We start from the raw sequence: 17216 nt of genomic DNA on the forward strand, positions 1-17216 counted from the left end.
AAGGACACCGTGGAAGTCTATACCACTGAAAACGAACAAGTCGACGCACTGCGTCGGTTCTTTGTCGAGAACGGCAAAGCGCTGGCGGTGGGCGTGGTGCTCGGAATTGGTGCCCTGGTTGGCTGGCGTTACTGGCAGAGCCATGAAAACTCCAACATGATGGCGGCATCGCAATCCTATCAGGAAGCCAGCGATCGTCTGGCGGCCGGCAAGCCGGATGACGTGGCTGCCGCAGAGAAATTTGTCCAGGCTAACGGCAACAGCTACGGCGTACTGGCCGCGCTGCAGTTGGCCAAGCACTTTGTCGAACAGAATGATTTCGCCAAGGCGGAACAGCAGCTGGTGCTGGCGCAGGGCCAGACCAAAGACGACAACCTGTTGGCGATGATCGACCTGCGTCTGGCGCGTGTCCAGCTGCAGGAGAAAAAGCTGGATGAAGCGCTGAAAACGCTGGATGGCGTGAAAGGCGAAGGCTGGGCGGCGATGATGCAGGATGTGCGCGGCGATGTATTGCTGGCCAAGGGCGACGCCAAGGGCGCGCGCGAAGCTTACAGCAAAGGCATTGAGTCCAATGCTTCTCAGGCGCTGCAGGTTCTGCTGCGCATGAAATTGAATAACTTGTCCAGCTAAGGGGAATTCCCATGCAATTGCGTAAAACACTCTTGGTCGGACTGGTTTCCGCTGCCTTGCTGAGTGGTTGCTCGCTGTTTAACAGCGAAGAAGACGTGGTTACCATGTCGCCGTTGCCGAAAGTTGAAAATCAGTTCACGCCGAGCAAGGCGTGGAGTACCTCGGTGGGCGACGGCATCGGTGAGTATTACTCCCACCTGCGTCCGGCCTATCAGGACAGCACCATTTACGCCGCCGATCGCTTTGGCATCGTGAAAGCGATGGACGCCGACAGCGGCAACGAGAAGTGGAAGGTCAACCTCTCCGAGAAGACCGGCTTCTTCTCCAGCAACCTGTCTGCGCTGCTGTCGGGCGGCCTGACGGTTGCGGGCGACAAGGTTTACGTCGGCAGCGAAAAAGCGGTGGTTTACGCATTGAACACCGCCGACGGCGCCATCGCCTGGCAGACCAAAGTGGCCGGCGAAGCGATTTCACGTCCGGTTATCAGCGACGGCATGGTGTTGGTGCACACCTCCAACGGCATGCTGCAGGCGCTGAACGAAGCCGACGGCGCGGTGAAGTGGACGGTTAACCTGGACATGCCTTCGCTGTCGCTGCGCGGTGAATCCGCGCCGGCCGTCGCCTTTGGCGCCGCCATCGTCGGCGGTGACAACGGCCGCGTCAGCGCCGTGCTGATGCAGCAGGGCCAACTGATCTGGCAACAGCGCATTTCTCAGCCGAGCGGCGCGACCGAAATCGATCGCCTGAACGACGTGGACACCACGCCGGTAATCGTTGACGGCGTGGTCTACGCGCTGGGTTACAACGGCAACCTGACGGCGCTGGATCTGCGTTCCGGTCAGATCATCTGGAAACGCGAGCTGGGTTCGGTGAATGATTTCATCGTCGACGCGGGCCGCATCTACCTGATCGACCAGAACGATCGCGTGGTGGCGCTCAGCACCGAAGGCGGCGTGACCGTGTGGACGCAAAGCGATCTGCTGCACCGCAACCTGACGCCGCCGGTGATGTATAATGGTTATCTGGTGACCGGTGACGCCGAAGGCTATCTGCACTGGGTCAACACCACCGATGGCCGTTTTGTCGCCCAGCAGGAAGTGGACAGCTCCGGCTTCCTGTCTGCGCCGATGGTGGCCGGCGACAAGCTGGTCATCCAGGCTCGCGGCGGGAAAGTTTACGCTTTCACCCGCTAACGCCGCTCGTCGTGATCCTTCTTGCGCCCGAAAGATTTCGGGTTGCAGCCAGGCGGCAAGCGCATGAGTCCTCGGGAGCTTAGTGAGCTAAGTGACCGAGGCGAAGGTGCGCAGACAACGCCGCTGTGGCGCGAAAGATGAAGGGGAAAACGGCTCCTGAATGTTCAGGGGCCGTTTCGTATTTTATAAGCTGCACCGCTGGTGTCTATCCACAGTGCAGTAACGCATTGATTATTAAGTAATGAGGCTTCAACAATGATACCTGTCGTCGCGCTGGTCGGGCGCCCGAATGTGGGTAAATCCACCTTGTTCAACCGTTTAACCCATACGCGTGATGCGCTGGTGGCGGATTTCCCGGGGCTGACGCGTGACCGCAAGTATGGTCGTGCTGAAATCGAAGGCAATGAATTCATCATCGTCGATACCGGCGGTATCGACGGCACCGAAGACGGCGTCGAAACGCGCATGGCCGGTCAGTCGCTGCTGGCGATCGAAGAAGCGGACATCGTGCTGTTCATGGTCGACGCCCGCGCCGGCCTGATGCCGGCGGATCAGGGCATCGCCCAGCACCTGCGCAGCCGCCAAAAGGCGACCTTCCTGGTGGCCAACAAGACCGACGGCCTGGACCCGGACACCGCCACCGCCGATTTCTACTCGCTCGGCCTGGGTGAAGTGTTCGCTATCGCCGCTTCTCACGGCCGTGGCGTGACCCAGCTGATTGAACACGTGCTGGTGCCGTTCGTGCCGGAAAAACCGGAAGACGTCGAGCTGACCGAGGAAGAGGCCAATGCCGCTTACTGGGCCGAGCAAAACGGTGAAACGCTGGAAGGCGAAGAAGACGAAGAGCCGGAAGAAGCGTTCAACCCGCAGGATCTGCCGATCAAACTGGCGATCGTCGGCCGCCCGAACGTTGGTAAGTCTACGCTGACTAACCGCATCCTCGGCGAGGAGCGCGTGGTGGTGTATGACATGCCGGGCACTACCCGCGACAGCATCTACATTCCGATGGTGCGCGACGAACGCGAATATGTGCTGATCGACACCGCCGGGGTGCGTAAACGCGGCAAGGTGACTGAAACCGTCGAGAAGTTCTCGGTGATCAAGACCCTGCAGGCGATTGAAGACGCCAACGTGGTGCTGCTGGTGATCGACGCGCGTGAAGGCATCTCCGATCAGGATCTCTCGCTGCTCGGCTTTATCCTCAACAGTGGGCGCTCACTGGTGATTGCGGTCAACAAGTGGGACGGCATGAGCGAAGAAGATCGCGAGCACGTGAAAGAGATGCTCGATCTGCGTCTGGGCTTCGTCGACTTCGCGCGCGTGCACTTTATTTCCGCCCTGCACGGCAGCGGTGTCGGCAACCTGTTCGAATCGGTACAGGAAGCCTACGAGTGCGCAACCCGTCGCGTAAACACCTCGATGCTGACCAAAATCATGCAGATGGCGGTTGACGATCACCAGCCGCCGTTGGTGCGCGGCCGCCGCGTGAAGCTGAAATATGCCCACGCCGGCGGTTACAACCCGCCGATCGTGGTGATCCACGGCAACCAGGTCAGCGATCTGGCCGATTCGTACAAACGCTATCTGATGAACTACTTCCGTCGCTCGCTGAACGTGATGGGGACGCCGATCCGCATCCAGTTCAAAGAGGGGGACAACCCGTTCGCCGGCAAGCGCAACCTGCTGACGCCAACCCAGATGCGTAAGCGCAAGCGCCTGATGAGCCACCTGAAAAAGAGCAAGTAATTGCCCATGAGGGGCGCGGCAGTGATGCCGCGCCCCTTTTTTATTGGCCCGAAATCGTTTTATTATCTGAAGATTACCTCGCCTGCCTGAAGGAACACCATGTCCTGGGAAACCTGGAGTTTTGCGTTCAACGTCACCGTGCCGAATCTGCTGATGATGCTGCTGGGGATCCTGCTGCGCCATTGGCGCCTGATGGATGACCGCTTTGTCGACGGCGCGACGCGCCTGGTGTTCAATCTGGCGCTGCCGTGCCTGCTGTTTTTCAGCATCGCCACCAACCACCCGCAGCTGCTCGGCAACCTGCCGCTGGTGCTGTTCGGCGCGGTCGGCACGCTGGCGACCTTCCTGCTCTTGGAGCTGGCGGCCAAGTGGCTGGTGAAAGAACCGCGTGAGCGCGGGGTGTTCGTGCAGGGCGGTTTCCGCGCCAATACCGCCATCGTCGGCCTGGCCTACGCCATGACCGCCTATGGCAGCGAAGGCATTGCGCTCGCCTCGCTGTACCTGACGGTGACGGTGATCCTGTTCAACATACTGTCGGTTATCACCCTCACGCGCAGCCTACAGGGTGGGCAGGGCAAGAAAATCAGCCACCTGTCGCTGCTGCGCAGCATCGTTACCAACCCGCTGATCATCGGCCTGGTGTGCGGGCTGCTGTATGCGCAAACCGGGCTGGGCATCCCGACCGTGATCCGCCAGACCGGCAGCTATATCTCCGCGCTGTCGCTGCCGCTGGCACTGCTGTGCACCGGCGCCAGCCTGGATTTTCGCGCCATGTTCCGCTCGTCCAACGTGGCGGCGCTGTCGTCGGCGGCCAAGCTGTTTCTGGTGCCGTTCCTGATGACGCTGGCCGGCTGGCTGTGCGGGTTTCAGGGGGCGGCGCTGGGCATTATCTTCCTGTTTTCCGCCACGCCGACCGCTTCGGGCAGCTATGTGATGACGCGCGCCATGGGCGGCAACGCCACGCTGGCGGCCAACATTATCGCCATCACCACCGTCGGTTCGTTCTTCACCACCGCGTTGGGGATCTATTTCTTGCGCTCATGGGGCGCGATTTAACCTGGGAGCCGTTATGGATGCGCATTGTCCGCACTGCCGTCAGACCATGAAGTGGGTAGCGGGTCATTACCATTGTGAAGCCTGCCTCTGCGATTATCGGCAGCTGGCGAGCTGCCCGGAGTGCGGGCAGCCGCTGCAAGAATTGAAAGCCTGCGGGGCGGTGGATTACCTGTGCCAGAACGGGCACGGGCTGATCTCCAAAAAACGGGTGAATTTCAGCTATCAGCCGCTGTAAGCCCTCACTCATCCACCTGGCCGGTTTTCCACAAATCCACCAGCGCCTGCGGCGCGCTGCTTTCCGGGATTAACAGCACGATCTCGGTGCTCAGGGTGGGGCTGGTGTAGTTGATCTGTACGCGGTAGTAGCGCTGGTCGCCGCAGCCGGGGGAGTTGGGTTGGCCCTCTTCCTGGGCGTACGGCAGCGTCTGATTCAGCAACTGATTCAGGCGCTGCCGTTGCTCCGGCGTGATATCGGCCAGCGCAATGCGGCGCTGGCCCGCCAGTTTGGGAATGTAGGCGAAGCCTCCCTCGCGCGCCAGCTCAATGACCGTATCCTGATTGAGCGTCGGCAGCGGTTTCATTACTCCACCCCCACCTGATGCCAGGCCTGTTGCACCTTGTCCGCCACGCTTTGATCGAAACGCGCTAGCGCATGTTTCACCGTGGCGCGGGCGAAGGTGGCGAAGTCGGCGTTTTGCGGCAGCGCTTTGTCGCACACCGTGTCATACCAGACGTAGCCGGCTTTTTCCCAGGCGAAGCCGCCCAGCGCGGTTGCCGCCAGGTAGAACGCGCGGTTAGGAATGCCGGAGTTGAGGTGTACGCCGCCGTTGTCTTCCTTGGTCTGGATATAATCCTTCATGCTGGCGGGCTGCGGGTCTTTGCCCAGCAGCGGATCGTCGTAGGCGGTGCCGGGTGCCGACATCGAGCGCAGCCCTTGGCCTTTGATGCCCTTGGCGAGCAGCCCGGCGCCGATCAGCCAGTCGGCTTTATCGGCGGTTTGCTGCAGGTGGAACTGCTTGACCAACGAACCGAACACGTCAGACAGCGATTCGTTGAGCGCGCCGGACTGCTGGTAGTAGATCAGCCCAGCCTCGCTCTCGGTCACGCCGTGCGCCAGCTCGTGGCCGACCACGTCGATGGCGATGGTGAAACGGTTGAAGATCTCGCCGTCGCCGTCGCCGAACACCATCTGCTGGCCGTTCCAGAAAGCGTTCTGGTACTCCTTGCCGTAGTGCACGCTGCCGACCAGCGGCAGCCCTTTATTATCCAGCGAATTGCGCCGGTAGGCCTGCCAGAAGAAATCGTAGGTGACGCCGAGATAGTCGTAGGCCTCGTCCACCGCCACGTCGTGGTTGCTGGGCTGGCCCTCCTTGCGCACCTGTTTGCCGGGCAGTTGGGTGCCGTTCTGGGCGTCGTAGATATCGCGGAGCGCTTCGCCGGCTCGGGCGTTTTTCTCGGTCGGTGAACGCAGCGGCTTGTTGCCGAGCAGGCTTTGCACGTGGTTCAGGGTGTGCAGCGCGCAGTCGCGCTGCGGGGCGTTACCGTGTTCAATAATGCGGCGCAGCATGTAGGGAGGAATGACGGAACGCATGCGCTGGGCTGGCATAGTGGCTCTCCTTAGGCAAAAAATTTACCTCATCGAATGAATGCACTGAGCCTAAGTGTAGTCTACTCGTCATAAAGCCTGTGGTTATGTGTGCTCACCGCCGGGGTGGTCTTGTGGGGACTGATGCGCCGCACCGAGGCGCGTACCGCCAACCGGCCATGCAGCAGCAGGTTGCACGGCGGCGCGTCGGCGCGCAACATGCGCCGCTGCAGCAGCTGGATCGCCTCGTAGCCCAGCTCATCACGCGGCACCTGTACCGAGGTCAGCGGCACGTCGTGTATTTCCGCCAGGTTGAAGCCATCGGTACTCATCACCGATACGTCGCCCGGTACGCTCAGCCCCAGCTTGTTGAGCGCCTTGACCGCCCCGACCGCCATGTAATCGCCGCCGGCCAGGATCGCCGTCGGCAGCGGGGCGCGGTTCAGGTAGGTGGTCAGCGCCTGTTCGGCCTCTTCGCTGCCGAAGCCGGAAGTGGTCACCAGATGGCGGCCGTCGTCGAACGGCAGATGATGCCGCGCGTAGGCCTGCCGGATACCCGCCAGCCGCAGCTCCATGGTGTGGCGGCGCAGACACTGCAGGTTGAGGATATGGCTGTGCCCCTGCTGGAACAGATAGCTGGCGGAATAGTCGCCGATCAGCTGATGATCCGGCGAGACGCTGTCCAGCCGCATCTGCTGATCGGTGCAGTTGATCAGCACGCAGGGCTTGGGCAGATCGGCCGCCAGGGTATGGATGTGTTCGTCGTCGATGCCGATGATCAGTGCCGCTTCGGTGTGCGGATCGCTCATTTTTTCCAGAAACAGCGCGCCGTCGCTGTGCTGCTCTTCCAGCCCGCAGTAGCGGATGCGCACCTCGTGCTCCATCAGCGCGGCGGTAATGCCCTGAATGACCTTGTAGTAGAAAATGTCAGTGCGCACGTCGAACGCGCGCTGCGGCGCGAACACCATCACGTTGTTCAGCATCAGCCGGCCGCTGGAAATGCCCTGCAGAATGCCGTTTTGCTGCGCGCATTCCAGCACCTTGCGGCGCGCTTCGGCGCTGGTGTTGGCCTTGCCCGCCAGCACGCGGGAAACGGTGCTGATCGACAGCCCGGTTTGGCGGGCGATCTCCTGGATTTTCAGCTTTCCGTTCATTCTGTGATCTCCTTCAAATTCGTCCATGAGAATATTTTCACCGCGGATTTTCAGCGTCTTGACCGGCTTTCATGCCCATTATGACTATTTTTTCACCCACCTGTGAAAATCTTTGCAAAAAACCCCGTTTCGCTGCGCGCTCTCGCTGAGTAGTCTGCATTGGTACACCAATTTTAACGACCTGTCAGTCCAATTTTAACGGTATGCAAAGAAGAAAACAAAAAATAAATCATGGGGTTGTGATTTTCTGTCGGCCGGCGATATGGCGCCGACCCGTTTTCACTGTCCCTTATTTGATAGCACAACGTACCCTACCAAAACGCGTGTCGCCATAGCCGGCGGCCGCGGGGAGAGAATCGATGAGTGTGGAGATCAATCAGGCGGTCGCGCAGAGCGGCCGGCGCAAGTTCAAATCGCTGCGCTGGTGGATGCTGGCGCTGTTCTTGCTGGGCGTCACGGTCAACTACATCACCCGCAACTCGCTGGGCATTCTGGCGCCGGAGCTGAAAACCAGCCTGAACATGAGCACCGAACAATATGCCTGGGTGGTGGCGTCGTTCCAGCTGGCCTACACGGTGTTCCAGCCGATCTGCGGCTGGCTGATCGACGTTATCGGCCTGAAGATGGGCTTTCTGATCTGCGCCGGCATTTGGGCGGTGGTATGCATGTTGCACGCCGGCGCCGGCAGCTGGCTGCAACTGGCCATTCTGCGCTTCTTCATGGGAGGCGCGGAGGCGGCGGCCACCCCGGCCAACGCCAAGGCGATCTCCGATTGGTTCCCGAAGAAGGAGCGGCCGATCGCTGCCGGCTGGGCGGGCGTCGGTTTCTCCATCGGCGCCATGCTGGCCCCGCCGATCATCGTCATCGCTCACGTCTCCTTCGGCTGGCAAGGCGCCTTCCTGTTCTCCGGCGGGCTGGCGCTGATCTGGGTGGTGCTGTGGTGGCTGTTCTACCACTCGCCGCAGCAGCACCCGAACCTCAGCCAGCAAGAGTTGGATCTGATCCGCGAAGACAACGAGCCGGTGTTGCCGAAGCTGCCGTTTCTCACCTCGCTGGCCAGCCTGTGCAAGAACAAGAAATTTTACGGCATCGCCATCCCGGCCTTTCTCGCCGAGCCGGCCTGGGCGGTCTTCAGCTTCTGGGTGCCGCTGTACCTGGCCACCGAACGCGGCATGGATCTGAAACAGATCGCGATGTTCGCCTGGCTGCCGTTCCTGGCGGCGGATATCGGCAGCGTCGCCAGCGGCTATCTCACCACTCTGTACCGCAAATGGTTCGGCTGCAGCCGCGTTAACTCGGTGGTCGCCAGCTCGGTGACCGGCGCTTTCCTGATGGTGTCGCTGGCGTTTGTCGCGATCACCCAAGATCCCTATGTGGCGATCGCGCTGATCTCGATCGGCGGCTTCGGCCATCAGGTGATCTCCTGCATGCTCAGCGCCCTGGTGGTGGAATCGTTCGATAAGAATCAAATGGCGACGGTGAACGGCATGCGCGGTTCCAGCGCCTGGATCGCCAGTTTCCTGTTCACGCTGCTGATCGGCGCGGTATCCGACACCATCGGCTTTAACCCGCTGTTTATCGCCATGGGCTTCTTCGATCTGATCGGCGCTGTGTTCCTGATTGCCCTGATCGCCGAGCGCGGCGGTAAGAAAACCCCTTCACACAGCTAAGTGGAATATTTATGAAAAGCTTAAAAAATTGGACATTGGCGGCGCAGCATGCGGACCACGTCGAGCTGCTGGTCGATGAACGCCACCGTTTCTGCCTGTACGTGCTGGAAGACGGTCTGTTCCGCGTGTTGATCAAACGTGAGGGCGAGCTGGCGCTGGATCGCACTTGGAGCATTGCGCCGCAAGAGGATGTGCCCTGGGAGGGGCGCGATCGGCTCAGCGTCGCCGGTTTCAGCCTGCCGGGCTATCAGCTGCGTCGGGAGGGCGATCGGCTGGTGGTCAGCACGCCGCTGCTGCGCGTGACGGTGCATCAGCCGCTGTGGCTGGCGTGGGAGTATTGCACCGCCGACGGCGAGTGGCGGCCGCTGGCGTCGGATCGGCCGACCAGCGCCTACCTGCTCAATGCGCACGGCGACGGCGTGGCGCATTACCAGCGGCGTTTCGCCGATGAGCGCTATTACGGCCTGGGGGAGAAGGCCGGCGATCTGGAACGCACCGGCCGCCGCTTTGAGATGCGCAATCTGGACGCCATGGGCTACAACGCCGCCAGCACCGATCCGCTGTACAAGCACATTCCGTTTACCATCACCCGCGGGCCGGAGGCGAGCTTCGGCCTGTTCTACGATAACCTGAGCAGCTGCTGGCTGGATCTGGGCAACGAGATAGACAACTACCACGCGGCCTACCGCCGCTATCAGGCCGAAGCGGGCGATCTGGATTACTACCTGTTCCTCGGGCCGAAGGTTTTGGACGTCACCAAGGCCTTCGTGCGCCTGACCGGCCGCACCCACTTCGGGCCGAAGTGGAGCCTGGGCTACAGCGGTTCGACCATGCACTACACCGACGCGCCGGACGCCCAGCAGCAGCTGCAGCAGTTCATCGCGCTGTGCCGCCAACACGCCATTCCTTGCGACTCTTTCCAGCTGTCGTCGGGCTACACCTCGATCAACAACAAGCGCTACGTGTTCAACTGGAATTACGACAAGGTGCCGCAGCCCAAGCTGCTCAGCCAGGCGTTTCACGACGCCGGCCTCAGGCTGGCGGCCAACATCAAGCCATGCCTGCTGCAGGATCACCCGCAGTATCAGGCGGTGGCTGCGCAGGGGCTGTTTATCCGCGATTCGCAAAGCGACGCGCCCGAACGTTCCAGCTTCTGGGACGACGAGGGATCGCACCTCGACTTCACTAACCCGGCGGCGGTGCGCTGGTGGCAGCACGGCGTCACGCAGCAGCTGCTGGAGATGGGCATCGACTCGACCTGGAACGACAACAACGAATACGAAGTGTGGGACGGCGAAGCGCGCTGCCACGGCTTCGGGCGGCCGATCGCCATCAAGCATATTCGCCCGGTGATGCCATTGCTGATGATGCGCGCCTCGATGGAGGCCCAGCAGCGCTTCGCGCCGCAGAAGCGGCCGTACCTGATCTCGCGCTCCGGCTGTGCCGGCATGCAGCGCTACGTGCAGACCTGGAGCGGCGACAACCGCACCAGCTGGCAGACGCTGCGCTACAACATCCGCATGGGGCTGGGCATGAGCCTGTCCGGGCTGTATAACCTCGGCCACGACGTCGGCGGCTTCTCCGGCGACAAACCGGACGCGGAGCTGCTGGTGCGCTGGGTGCAAAACGGCGTGATGCATCCGCGTTTCACTATCCACTCCTGGAACGACGACGCCACGGTCAACGAGCCCTGGATGTACCCGGCCGCCACCCCGGCGGTGCGCGAGGCGATCAATCTGCGTTACCGGCTGCTGCCGTATTTCTACACCCTGCTATGGCAGGCCTGCGCGGACGACGAGCCGATGCTGCGCCCGACCTTCCTCGATCACGAACAGGATGCGCGCACCTTTGGCGAGAACGACGATTTTCTGATTGGCCGCGATCTGCTGGTGGCCAGCGTGGTGGAACCGGCGCAGCGCCGGCGTTTGGTGTATTTGCCGGACAACGGCGAAGGCTGGTACTGCTTCTACAGCGGCCAGTGGTTCAGCGGCGGCCAGACGGTAACGCTGGCGGCGCCGCTGGAGCGTCTGCCGCTGCTGGTGCGCGCCGGGGCGGCGCTGCCGCTGTCGCAGCGGCTGGCGCATGTGGACGTGGCCGCCGACGATCGGCGCGAGCTGCGGCTGTTTCCGCTCAAGGGCTGCGGCGCAAGCAGTGGGTTGTTGTTTGAGGACGACGGTGAAAGCGACGGCTGGCGGCAGGGCGATGCGCTGTGGCTGCGCTGGGAAATGCGCTGCGACAATCAGCGCATCATGCTGGATATCACGACGGAAGGGCGTTTCTGCCCGGCCTGGCGCACGCTGGCGCTCAGCCTGCCGGAAGGCGAAACGCGCGCGCTGTGGGTGAACGGCGAACCGGGCGAGCGTTTTACGCTGGAGTAGGGGGTTACTCGGTCGCGCGCTTCTTGCGCGGCTTTTTGGCGACGGTGATGGTTTTCACCTCGCTTTCCACCCAGCCGTCCTGCAGGCGGGTTTTCAGCAGTTCGCCGACCTGTGCCTGTTTGGTGGTTTTCAGCAGCTCGCCGCGCGGGGTTTGCGTCACGCTGTAGCCGCGCGCCAGCGTCGCCAGCGGGCTGACGGTTTCCAGCTGGCTGCAGGCCACGCCGAAGCGCTGGCGGTAGGCGTTGAGCTGGCGCTCCATCGCCTGCTGCAGACGGTATTCCTGCTGCTGCACGCGTTGTTGGTAGCGGTGAATGCGGCCCTGCGGCTGCACCTGCGCCAGCCGCTGCTGGGCGCGTTCGCTGCGGCGGGCAGCCAGGCGCAGCTGCTGCTGCATGCCGTCTTCCATTCGGCGCTGCAGCTTGAACAGCAGCGTCTGCTGGCGCGCCAGGCGCAGATGCGGATGCTGCTGCTGTAAACGGTGGTGAATGCGGGTGAACTGCTGCTGGCGCTGCGCCAGATAGTAATCCATCGCCATCTCCAGCCGCTGCTGCTGCGACTGCAGCTGGCGCAACAGCTCAAGCTGATTGCGGCTGACCAGTTCGGCGGCGGCGGAAGGGGTCGGCGCGCGCAGATCGGCGACAAAGTCGGCGATGGTGACGTCGGTTTCATGGCCGACGGCGCTGACGATCGGAATGCGGCTGGCGAAGATCGCCCGCGCCACGCGTTCGTCGTTGAAGCTCCACAGATCTTCCAGCGAACCGCCGCCGCGGCCGACGATCAGCACGTCGCATTCATCGCGGCGGTTGGCGGTCTCGATGGCGCGCACGATTTGCATCGGCGCTTCCGCGCCCTGCACCGAGGTGGGGTAGATGACGATCGGCAGCGATGGATCGCGCCGCTGCAACACCTGCAGGATATCGTGCAGCGCCGCGCCGCTGGCGGAGGTGATCACCCCGACGCGTTTGGCCGGGGCGGGCAGCGGCTGCTTGAATTGCTGATCGAACAGCCCTTCGGCGCTCAGGCGCTGTTTCAACTGCTCGAACTGTTGCTGTAGCAGGCCGTCGCCGGCGGGCTGCATGCTCTCGGCGATCAGCTGGTAGTCGCCGCGCGGTTCATACAGCGTGATGCTGGCGCGCACCAAGACCTGCTGGCCGTTTTGCGGCCGGAAGGTGACGCGGCGGTTGCTGTTGCGGAACATCGCGCAGCGCACCTGGGCGCGGTCGTCTTTCAGCGTGAAATACCAGTGGCCGGAGGCGGGCTGGGAGAGGTTGGAGATCTCGGCGGAGAGCCAAATCTGCCCCATTTCCATTTCCAGCAGTTGGCGAACCGTCTGATTGAGGCGGCTTACGGTAAAAATGGAAGGCGAAACAGGTAGCGACATGTGACCCAGATCAAATTTCAAAACAATCACTTAATTGGTCGATACTACATGGCTGAAAAAGGTAATCAAGACTTTTTGTAAGAAAGTGCTGGAGGCAACCGATTCCGCTCTGTATAATGCCGCGGCAATATTTTATCTTTTTCACAGCCCACCCTGGTGAGATATTGCCCATGCTACGTATCGCTAAAGAAGCTCTGACGTTTGACGACGTCCTCCTGGTTCCAGCCCACTCCACGGTTCTGCCTAACACCGCAGAGCTCGGCACTCAACTGACCAAAACCATCCGCCTGAACATCCCTATGCTGTCCGCAGCCATGGATACCGTGACCGAATCCGGCCTGGCCATCGCGCTGGCGCAGGAAGGCGGCCTGGGCTTCATCCACAAAAACATGTCCATCGAGCGCCAGGCTGAAGAAGTCAGCCGCGTGAAGAAGCATGAAAGCGGCGTAGTTACCGACCCGCAGACCGTTACCCCGTCCACCACGCTGCAGGAAGTGAAAGAGCTAACCGCGCGCAACGGCTTCGCCGGTTACCCGGTCGTTACCGAAGACAACGAGCTGGTCGGCATCATCACCGGCCGTGACGTGCGCTTTGTGACCGATCTGTCTCAGCCGGTGACTGCGGTGATGACGCCGAAAGATCGCCTGGTCACCGTGAAAGAAGGTGAAGCGCGTGACGTGGTGCTGCAGAAGATGCACGAAAAGCGCGTAGAAAAAGCGCTGGTGGTGGACGACAGCTTCCACCTGCTGGGCATGATCACCGTTAAAGACTTCCAGAAAGCGGAACGTAAGCCGAACGCCTGTAAAGACGAGCACGGCCGTCTGCGCGTGGGCGCGGCGGTCGGCGCCGGCGCCGGCAACGAAGAGCGCGTTGACGCGCTGGTGGCGGCAGGCGTTGACGTCCTGCTGATCGACTCCTCGCACGGCCACTCCGAAGGCGTGTTGCAGCGCATCCGCGAAACTCGCGCCAAATACCCGGATCTGCAGATCGTCGGCGGCAACGTCGCGACCGCAGCGGGCGCCAAAGCACTGGCTGAAGCCGGCGTGAGCGCGGTGAAAGTGGGTATCGGCCCTGGCTCCATCTGCACCACCCGCATCGTGACCGGCGTGGGCGTACCGCAGATCACCGCCATCGCCGACGCGGTGGAAGCGCTGGAAGGCACCGGCATTCCGGTTATCGCCGACGGCGGCATCCGCTTCTCCGGCGACATCGCCAAAGCGATCGCCGCGGGCGCATCCTGCGTGATGGTCGGCTCCATGCTGGCGGGCACCGAAGAATCCCCGGGCGAAATCGAGCTGTATCAGGGCCGTTCGTTCAAATCTTACCGCGGCATGGGCTCGCTGGGCGCGATGTCCAAAGGTTCTTCCGACCGTTACTTCCAGACCGATAACGCCGCCGACAAACTGGTGCCGGAAGGTATCGAAGGCCGCGTCGCCTATAAAGGCATGCTGAAAGCCATCGTGCACCAGCAGATGGGCGGCCTGCGCTCCTGCATGGGCCTGACCGGCTGCGCCACCATCGACGATCTGCGCACCAAGGCGGAGTTCGTGCGCATCAGTGGCGCCGGCATTCAGGAAAGCCACGTGCACGACGTGACCATCACCAAAGAGTCGCCGAACTACCGCATGGGCTGATGCCTTAACCTCTCCTGAGTGAGAGGCCGGGGTGGGGCGCCAAGCCCCATCCCGAAACACACATTTTCGCTCTTTTTCTCTTGTTGCTGGAATTCGCCTCACATGACACAAAATATCCATAAGCATCGCATCCTGATACTGGACTTCGGTTCGCAATACACTCAACTGGTCGCCCGCCGCGTGCGCGAAATCGGCGTTTACTGCGAACTGTGGGCCTGGGACGTTAGCGAAGCGCAGATCCGCGAATTCAACCCAAGCGGCATCATCCTGTCCGGCGGCCCGGAAAGCACCACCGAAGCCGGCAGCCCGCGCGCCCCTGACTACGTGTTCAATGCCGGCGTGCCGGTGCTGGGCGTGTGCTACGGCATGCAGACCATGGCGATGCAGCTGGGTGGCCATGTGCAGGGTTCCAACGAACGCGAGTTCGGCTACGCGCAGGTGGAAATCGTCAAAGAGAGCGCGCTGCTGCGCGACATCGAAGACGCTATCAGCCCGGCCGGCAAACCGCTGCTGGACGTGTGGATGAGCCACGGCGACAAAGTGACCGCGATCCCGTCCGACTTCGTGACCATCGCCAGCACCGATACCTGCCCGTTCGCTATTATGGCCAACGAAGAAAAACGCTTCTACGGCGTGCAGTTCCACCCGGAAGTGACCCACACCCGCCAGGGCCAGCGCATGCTGGAGCGCTTCGTACTGGACATCTGCCAGTGTGAAGCCCTGTGGACGCCAGCCACCATCATCGAAGATGCGGTCGAGCGCATCCGCGAGCAGGTGGGTGAAGACCACGTGATCCTCGGCCTGTCCGGCGGCGTCGACTCCTCCGTGACCGCGATGCTGCTGCACCGGGCCATCGGCAAACGCCTGACCTGCGTGTTCGTCGACAACGGCCTGCTGCGCCTGAACGAAGCCAAGCAGGTGATGGAAATGTTCGGCGACCACTTCGGCCTGAACATCGTGCACGTTGAGGCGGAAAACCGCTTCCTGACCGCACTGGCGGGCGTGGACGAGCCGGAAGCCAAGCGTAAAATCATCGGTCGTGTGTTCGTTGAAGTGTTCGACGAAGAAGCCTGCAAGCAAGAGCAGGTGAAATGGCTGGCACAGGGCACCATCTACCCGGACGTGATCGAATCCGCCGCTTCCGCCACCGGCAAAGCGCACGTGATCAAGTCGCACCACAACGTGGGCGGCCTGCCGAAAGAGATGAAGCTGGGCCTGGTCGAGCCGCTGAAAGAGCTGTTCAAAGACGAAGTGCGCAAGATCGGCCTGGAGCTGGGCCTGCCGTACGACATGCTGTTCCGTCACCCGTTCCCGGGCCCGGGTCTGGGCGTGCGCGTGCTGGGCGAAGTGAAGAAAGAGTACTGCGATCTGCTGCGCCGCGCCGATGCCATCTTCATCGAAGAGCTGCACAAAGCTGACCTGTACAACAAAGTCAGCCAGGCGTTCACCGTATTCCTGCCGGTGCGTTCGGTCGGCGTGATGGGCGACGGCCGCAAATACGACTGGGTGGTCTCCCTGCGTGCGGTAGAAACCATCGACTTCATGACTGCGCACTGGGCGCACCTGCCGTATGACTTCCTCGGCCGCGTCTCCAACCGCATCATCAACGAAGTGAACGGCATCTCCCGCGTGGTGTACGACATCAGCGGCAAGCCGCCGGCGACGATTGAGTGGGAGTGATTTAACGTCTGGCAACAGCCTGCACGTAAAAGCAGTAAAGTACCTCTAAGCCCGCGTAACTGCGGGCTTTTTTGTATCGATATTGGGAGGAGTTCAAACAGACGAAGATCTTTGATTTAGCACAGCACTGATTTTGGGCCAAGGTTACTGACTGGATGTGGCGGTCTAAGGTGCAACGTCAATCAACTTTACACATTAGGTCAATTAATGACGCCTATCGCATGCTTTTGCGTGAGCATTGACCCTCCAATTTGGAAAGCCATAATAATGGAACACATCACTACTTGAGGAAAATGCATGAACGTATGGACTTGGAAGGGTAAATACTTTGGTTACATCGAAAGCGGACGTCTTTGGACAGCTGCCGGCAAACACGTTGGGAACGTTCGTGACGACATCATTTATGGGAAAAATGGGAACTATCTCGGTGAGGTAAGGAGTAACAATAGACTTATCACCCATCGTTCAAAAAAAAGTCGACGTGTATCCACTTTCACACCTCTAAGCAATCGCATCGGTCGGGGGCGCTATGCGAGTTATGTGGGTTATGTAATGATTTCCGGCTATGAGGATTTCCCTTCCTCAGAGTCGTTTTCCTAGTACACGGGCCATGTGGCCCGTTATGGGGTATTTGGCAGATTGAATCGCATACTGCTGGTCAAATTTGCTCTCCACGAACTTTGTGCAACTTTCTTCTCCACCAGTAACGTCTGCTTCTTTAAACGATTCAGCAACAGTAAACTCTGGACGGTAACCCCTGACTGTGTCGATGTCAGCGATATCCGTATTGGCATTGAGCTGGGTGCGTATCTCTTTTACCAACTCATCCCTCGGGGTGTTGTAGTTCTTATCGGAATGACAAAGCAGATCATCGATATAAAACTTTATAAAAGACTCCCTTTGTGCGTGAGTATCAGCCTGGGCCAAGGGTGCAAAAACGAGCATTGCCACAACTACTAATTGGCGATTCATCACAATCTCCCTATAAAATTAGTCTATCTAATATGAGTGAAATCTCTCATGGAATCAAAGAATATATCAGCCCTTACAGTTAGCTTGAAAGCCGGAAAGATTAAGGTCGATTGGATTTAGATTGGTCAGGAAATGGT

Annotated in this window: 15 protein-coding genes; 10 read left to right on the forward strand and 5 right to left on the reverse strand. The window is 60.7% G+C overall.

Going from position 1 to position 17216, the window contains the following annotated elements; translation table 11 throughout:
• The first annotated feature begins 9 nt into the window (after positions 1 to 9).
• From ACJ8HA_RS16940 to ACJ8HA_RS16960, 5 genes are all read left to right on the forward strand, one after another.
• Positions 10 to 630: a YfgM family protein gene (locus ACJ8HA_RS16940; protein WP_025303908.1), complete on the forward strand. Its 621-nt coding sequence runs from the start codon at positions 10 to 12 to the stop codon at positions 628 to 630.
• Between the two features lie 11 nt (positions 631 to 641).
• Positions 642 to 1823, forward strand: a complete 1182-nt coding sequence (gene bamB, locus ACJ8HA_RS16945; protein WP_025303907.1) for an outer membrane protein assembly factor BamB — start codon at positions 642 to 644, stop codon at positions 1821 to 1823.
• A 255-nt stretch (positions 1824 to 2078) separates the two neighbouring features.
• The gene (der, locus tag ACJ8HA_RS16950) at positions 2079 to 3569 is read left to right on the forward strand and encodes a ribosome biogenesis GTPase Der (protein WP_004941442.1); all 1491 of its coding nucleotides are present in this window, start codon (positions 2079 to 2081) and stop codon (positions 3567 to 3569) included.
• A 99-nt stretch (positions 3570 to 3668) separates the two neighbouring features.
• Positions 3669 to 4625, forward strand: a complete 957-nt coding sequence (locus tag ACJ8HA_RS16955; protein WP_025303906.1) for an AEC family transporter — start codon at positions 3669 to 3671, stop codon at positions 4623 to 4625.
• Between the two features lie 13 nt (positions 4626 to 4638).
• Complete coding sequence (locus ACJ8HA_RS16960; RefSeq protein ID WP_049296119.1) at positions 4639 to 4860, forward strand: zinc ribbon domain-containing protein; 222 nt, start codon at positions 4639 to 4641, stop codon at positions 4858 to 4860.
• 4 nt (positions 4861 to 4864) lie between these two features.
• Here ACJ8HA_RS16960 and ACJ8HA_RS16965 read toward each other — a convergent pair whose 3' ends face one another.
• From ACJ8HA_RS16965 to ACJ8HA_RS16975, 3 genes are all read right to left on the reverse strand, one after another.
• The gene (locus ACJ8HA_RS16965; RefSeq protein ID WP_016929750.1) at positions 4865 to 5206 is read right to left on the reverse strand and encodes a protealysin inhibitor emfourin; all 342 of its coding nucleotides are present in this window, start codon (positions 5204 to 5206) and stop codon (positions 4865 to 4867) included.
• Positions 5206 to 6231: a M4 family metallopeptidase gene (locus ACJ8HA_RS16970; RefSeq protein WP_049296118.1), complete on the reverse strand. Its 1026-nt coding sequence runs from the start codon at positions 6229 to 6231 to the stop codon at positions 5206 to 5208. Before ACJ8HA_RS16970 ends, ACJ8HA_RS16965 begins: the two co-directional genes overlap by 1 nt.
• A gap of 62 nt (positions 6232 to 6293) precedes the next feature.
• Positions 6294 to 7364 carry a LacI family DNA-binding transcriptional regulator gene (locus ACJ8HA_RS16975; protein WP_442515405.1) on the reverse strand — a complete coding sequence of 357 codons (1071 nt, stop codon included), beginning with the start codon at positions 7362 to 7364 and terminating at the stop codon, positions 6294 to 6296.
• Between the two features lie 359 nt (positions 7365 to 7723).
• Between ACJ8HA_RS16975 and ACJ8HA_RS16980 the strand changes: the two genes are divergently transcribed.
• Both ACJ8HA_RS16980 and ACJ8HA_RS16985 read left to right on the forward strand, forming a co-directional pair.
• Entirely contained in the window at positions 7724 to 9034 is a 1311-nt protein-coding gene (locus ACJ8HA_RS16980) for an MFS transporter (RefSeq protein WP_063990531.1), read from the forward strand.
• 11 nt (positions 9035 to 9045) lie between these two features.
• Positions 9046 to 11412, forward strand: coding sequence for a glycoside hydrolase family 31 protein (locus ACJ8HA_RS16985; RefSeq protein WP_442515406.1), 2367 nt, complete (start codon positions 9046 to 9048; stop codon positions 11410 to 11412).
• A gap of 4 nt (positions 11413 to 11416) precedes the next feature.
• Here ACJ8HA_RS16985 and xseA read toward each other — a convergent pair whose 3' ends face one another.
• Positions 11417 to 12793, reverse strand: a complete 1377-nt coding sequence (gene xseA / locus ACJ8HA_RS16990; protein WP_043138416.1) for an exodeoxyribonuclease VII large subunit — start codon at positions 12791 to 12793, stop codon at positions 11417 to 11419.
• 170 nt (positions 12794 to 12963) lie between these two features.
• Here xseA and guaB point away from each other — a divergent pair, with 170 nt between their 5' ends.
• The 3 genes from guaB to ACJ8HA_RS17005 all read left to right on the forward strand — a co-directional run bounded on the left by guaB (position 12964) and on the right by ACJ8HA_RS17005 (position 16707).
• Positions 12964 to 14427: an IMP dehydrogenase gene (gene guaB, locus ACJ8HA_RS16995; protein WP_038629838.1), complete on the forward strand. Its 1464-nt coding sequence runs from the start codon at positions 12964 to 12966 to the stop codon at positions 14425 to 14427.
• A gap of 102 nt (positions 14428 to 14529) precedes the next feature.
• A complete protein-coding gene (guaA, locus tag ACJ8HA_RS17000) occupies positions 14530 to 16107 on the forward strand; it encodes a glutamine-hydrolyzing GMP synthase (RefSeq protein WP_197768745.1) in 1578 nt (525 codons plus the stop codon).
• A gap of 297 nt (positions 16108 to 16404) precedes the next feature.
• The gene (locus ACJ8HA_RS17005; protein ID WP_072270945.1) at positions 16405 to 16707 is read left to right on the forward strand and encodes a 4-fold beta flower protein; all 303 of its coding nucleotides are present in this window, start codon (positions 16405 to 16407) and stop codon (positions 16705 to 16707) included.
• Here ACJ8HA_RS17005 and ACJ8HA_RS17010 read toward each other — a convergent pair.
• Positions 16690 to 17079: a hypothetical protein gene (locus ACJ8HA_RS17010; protein ID WP_060445262.1), complete on the reverse strand. Its 390-nt coding sequence runs from the start codon at positions 17077 to 17079 to the stop codon at positions 16690 to 16692. The two genes, ACJ8HA_RS17005 and ACJ8HA_RS17010, sit on opposite strands and share 18 nt — an antisense overlap.
• Positions 17080 to 17216 lie beyond the last annotated feature (137 nt).

It is taken from the genome of Serratia sp. CY33802 (assembly GCF_052169095.1).
Lineage (GTDB): Bacteria > Pseudomonadota > Gammaproteobacteria > Enterobacterales > Enterobacteriaceae > Serratia > Serratia bockelmannii.

Excerpts from the sequence above, each read along its gene's own strand:
- bamB (WP_025303907.1), top strand. The coding sequence starts at position 642 with ATGCAATTGCGTAAAACACTCTTGGTCGGACTGGTTTCCGCTGCCTTG.
- der (WP_004941442.1), top strand. The coding sequence starts at position 2,079 with ATGATACCTGTCGTCGCGCTGGTCGGGCGCCCGAATGTGGGTAAATCC.
- ACJ8HA_RS16955 (WP_025303906.1), top strand. The coding sequence starts at position 3,669 with ATGTCCTGGGAAACCTGGAGTTTTGCGTTCAACGTCACCGTGCCGAAT.
- ACJ8HA_RS16960 (WP_049296119.1), top strand. The coding sequence starts at position 4,639 with ATGGATGCGCATTGTCCGCACTGCCGTCAGACCATGAAGTGGGTAGCG.
- ACJ8HA_RS16965 (WP_016929750.1), bottom strand. The coding sequence starts at position 5,206 with ATGAAACCGCTGCCGACGCTCAATCAGGATACGGTCATTGAGCTGGCG.
- ACJ8HA_RS16970 (WP_049296118.1), bottom strand. The coding sequence starts at position 6,231 with ATGCCAGCCCAGCGCATGCGTTCCGTCATTCCTCCCTACATGCTGCGC.
- ACJ8HA_RS16975 (WP_442515405.1), bottom strand. The coding sequence starts at position 7,364 with ATGAACGGAAAGCTGAAAATCCAGGAGATCGCCCGCCAAACCGGGCTG.
- ACJ8HA_RS16980 (WP_063990531.1), top strand. The coding sequence starts at position 7,724 with ATGAGTGTGGAGATCAATCAGGCGGTCGCGCAGAGCGGCCGGCGCAAG.
- ACJ8HA_RS16985 (WP_442515406.1), top strand. The coding sequence starts at position 9,046 with ATGAAAAGCTTAAAAAATTGGACATTGGCGGCGCAGCATGCGGACCAC.
- xseA (WP_043138416.1), bottom strand. The coding sequence starts at position 12,793 with ATGTCGCTACCTGTTTCGCCTTCCATTTTTACCGTAAGCCGCCTCAAT.
- guaB (WP_038629838.1), top strand. The coding sequence starts at position 12,964 with ATGCTACGTATCGCTAAAGAAGCTCTGACGTTTGACGACGTCCTCCTG.
- guaA (WP_197768745.1), top strand. The coding sequence starts at position 14,530 with ATGACACAAAATATCCATAAGCATCGCATCCTGATACTGGACTTCGGT.
- ACJ8HA_RS17005 (WP_072270945.1), top strand. The coding sequence starts at position 16,405 with ATGAACGTATGGACTTGGAAGGGTAAATACTTTGGTTACATCGAAAGC.
- ACJ8HA_RS17010 (WP_060445262.1), bottom strand. The coding sequence starts at position 17,079 with ATGAATCGCCAATTAGTAGTTGTGGCAATGCTCGTTTTTGCACCCTTG.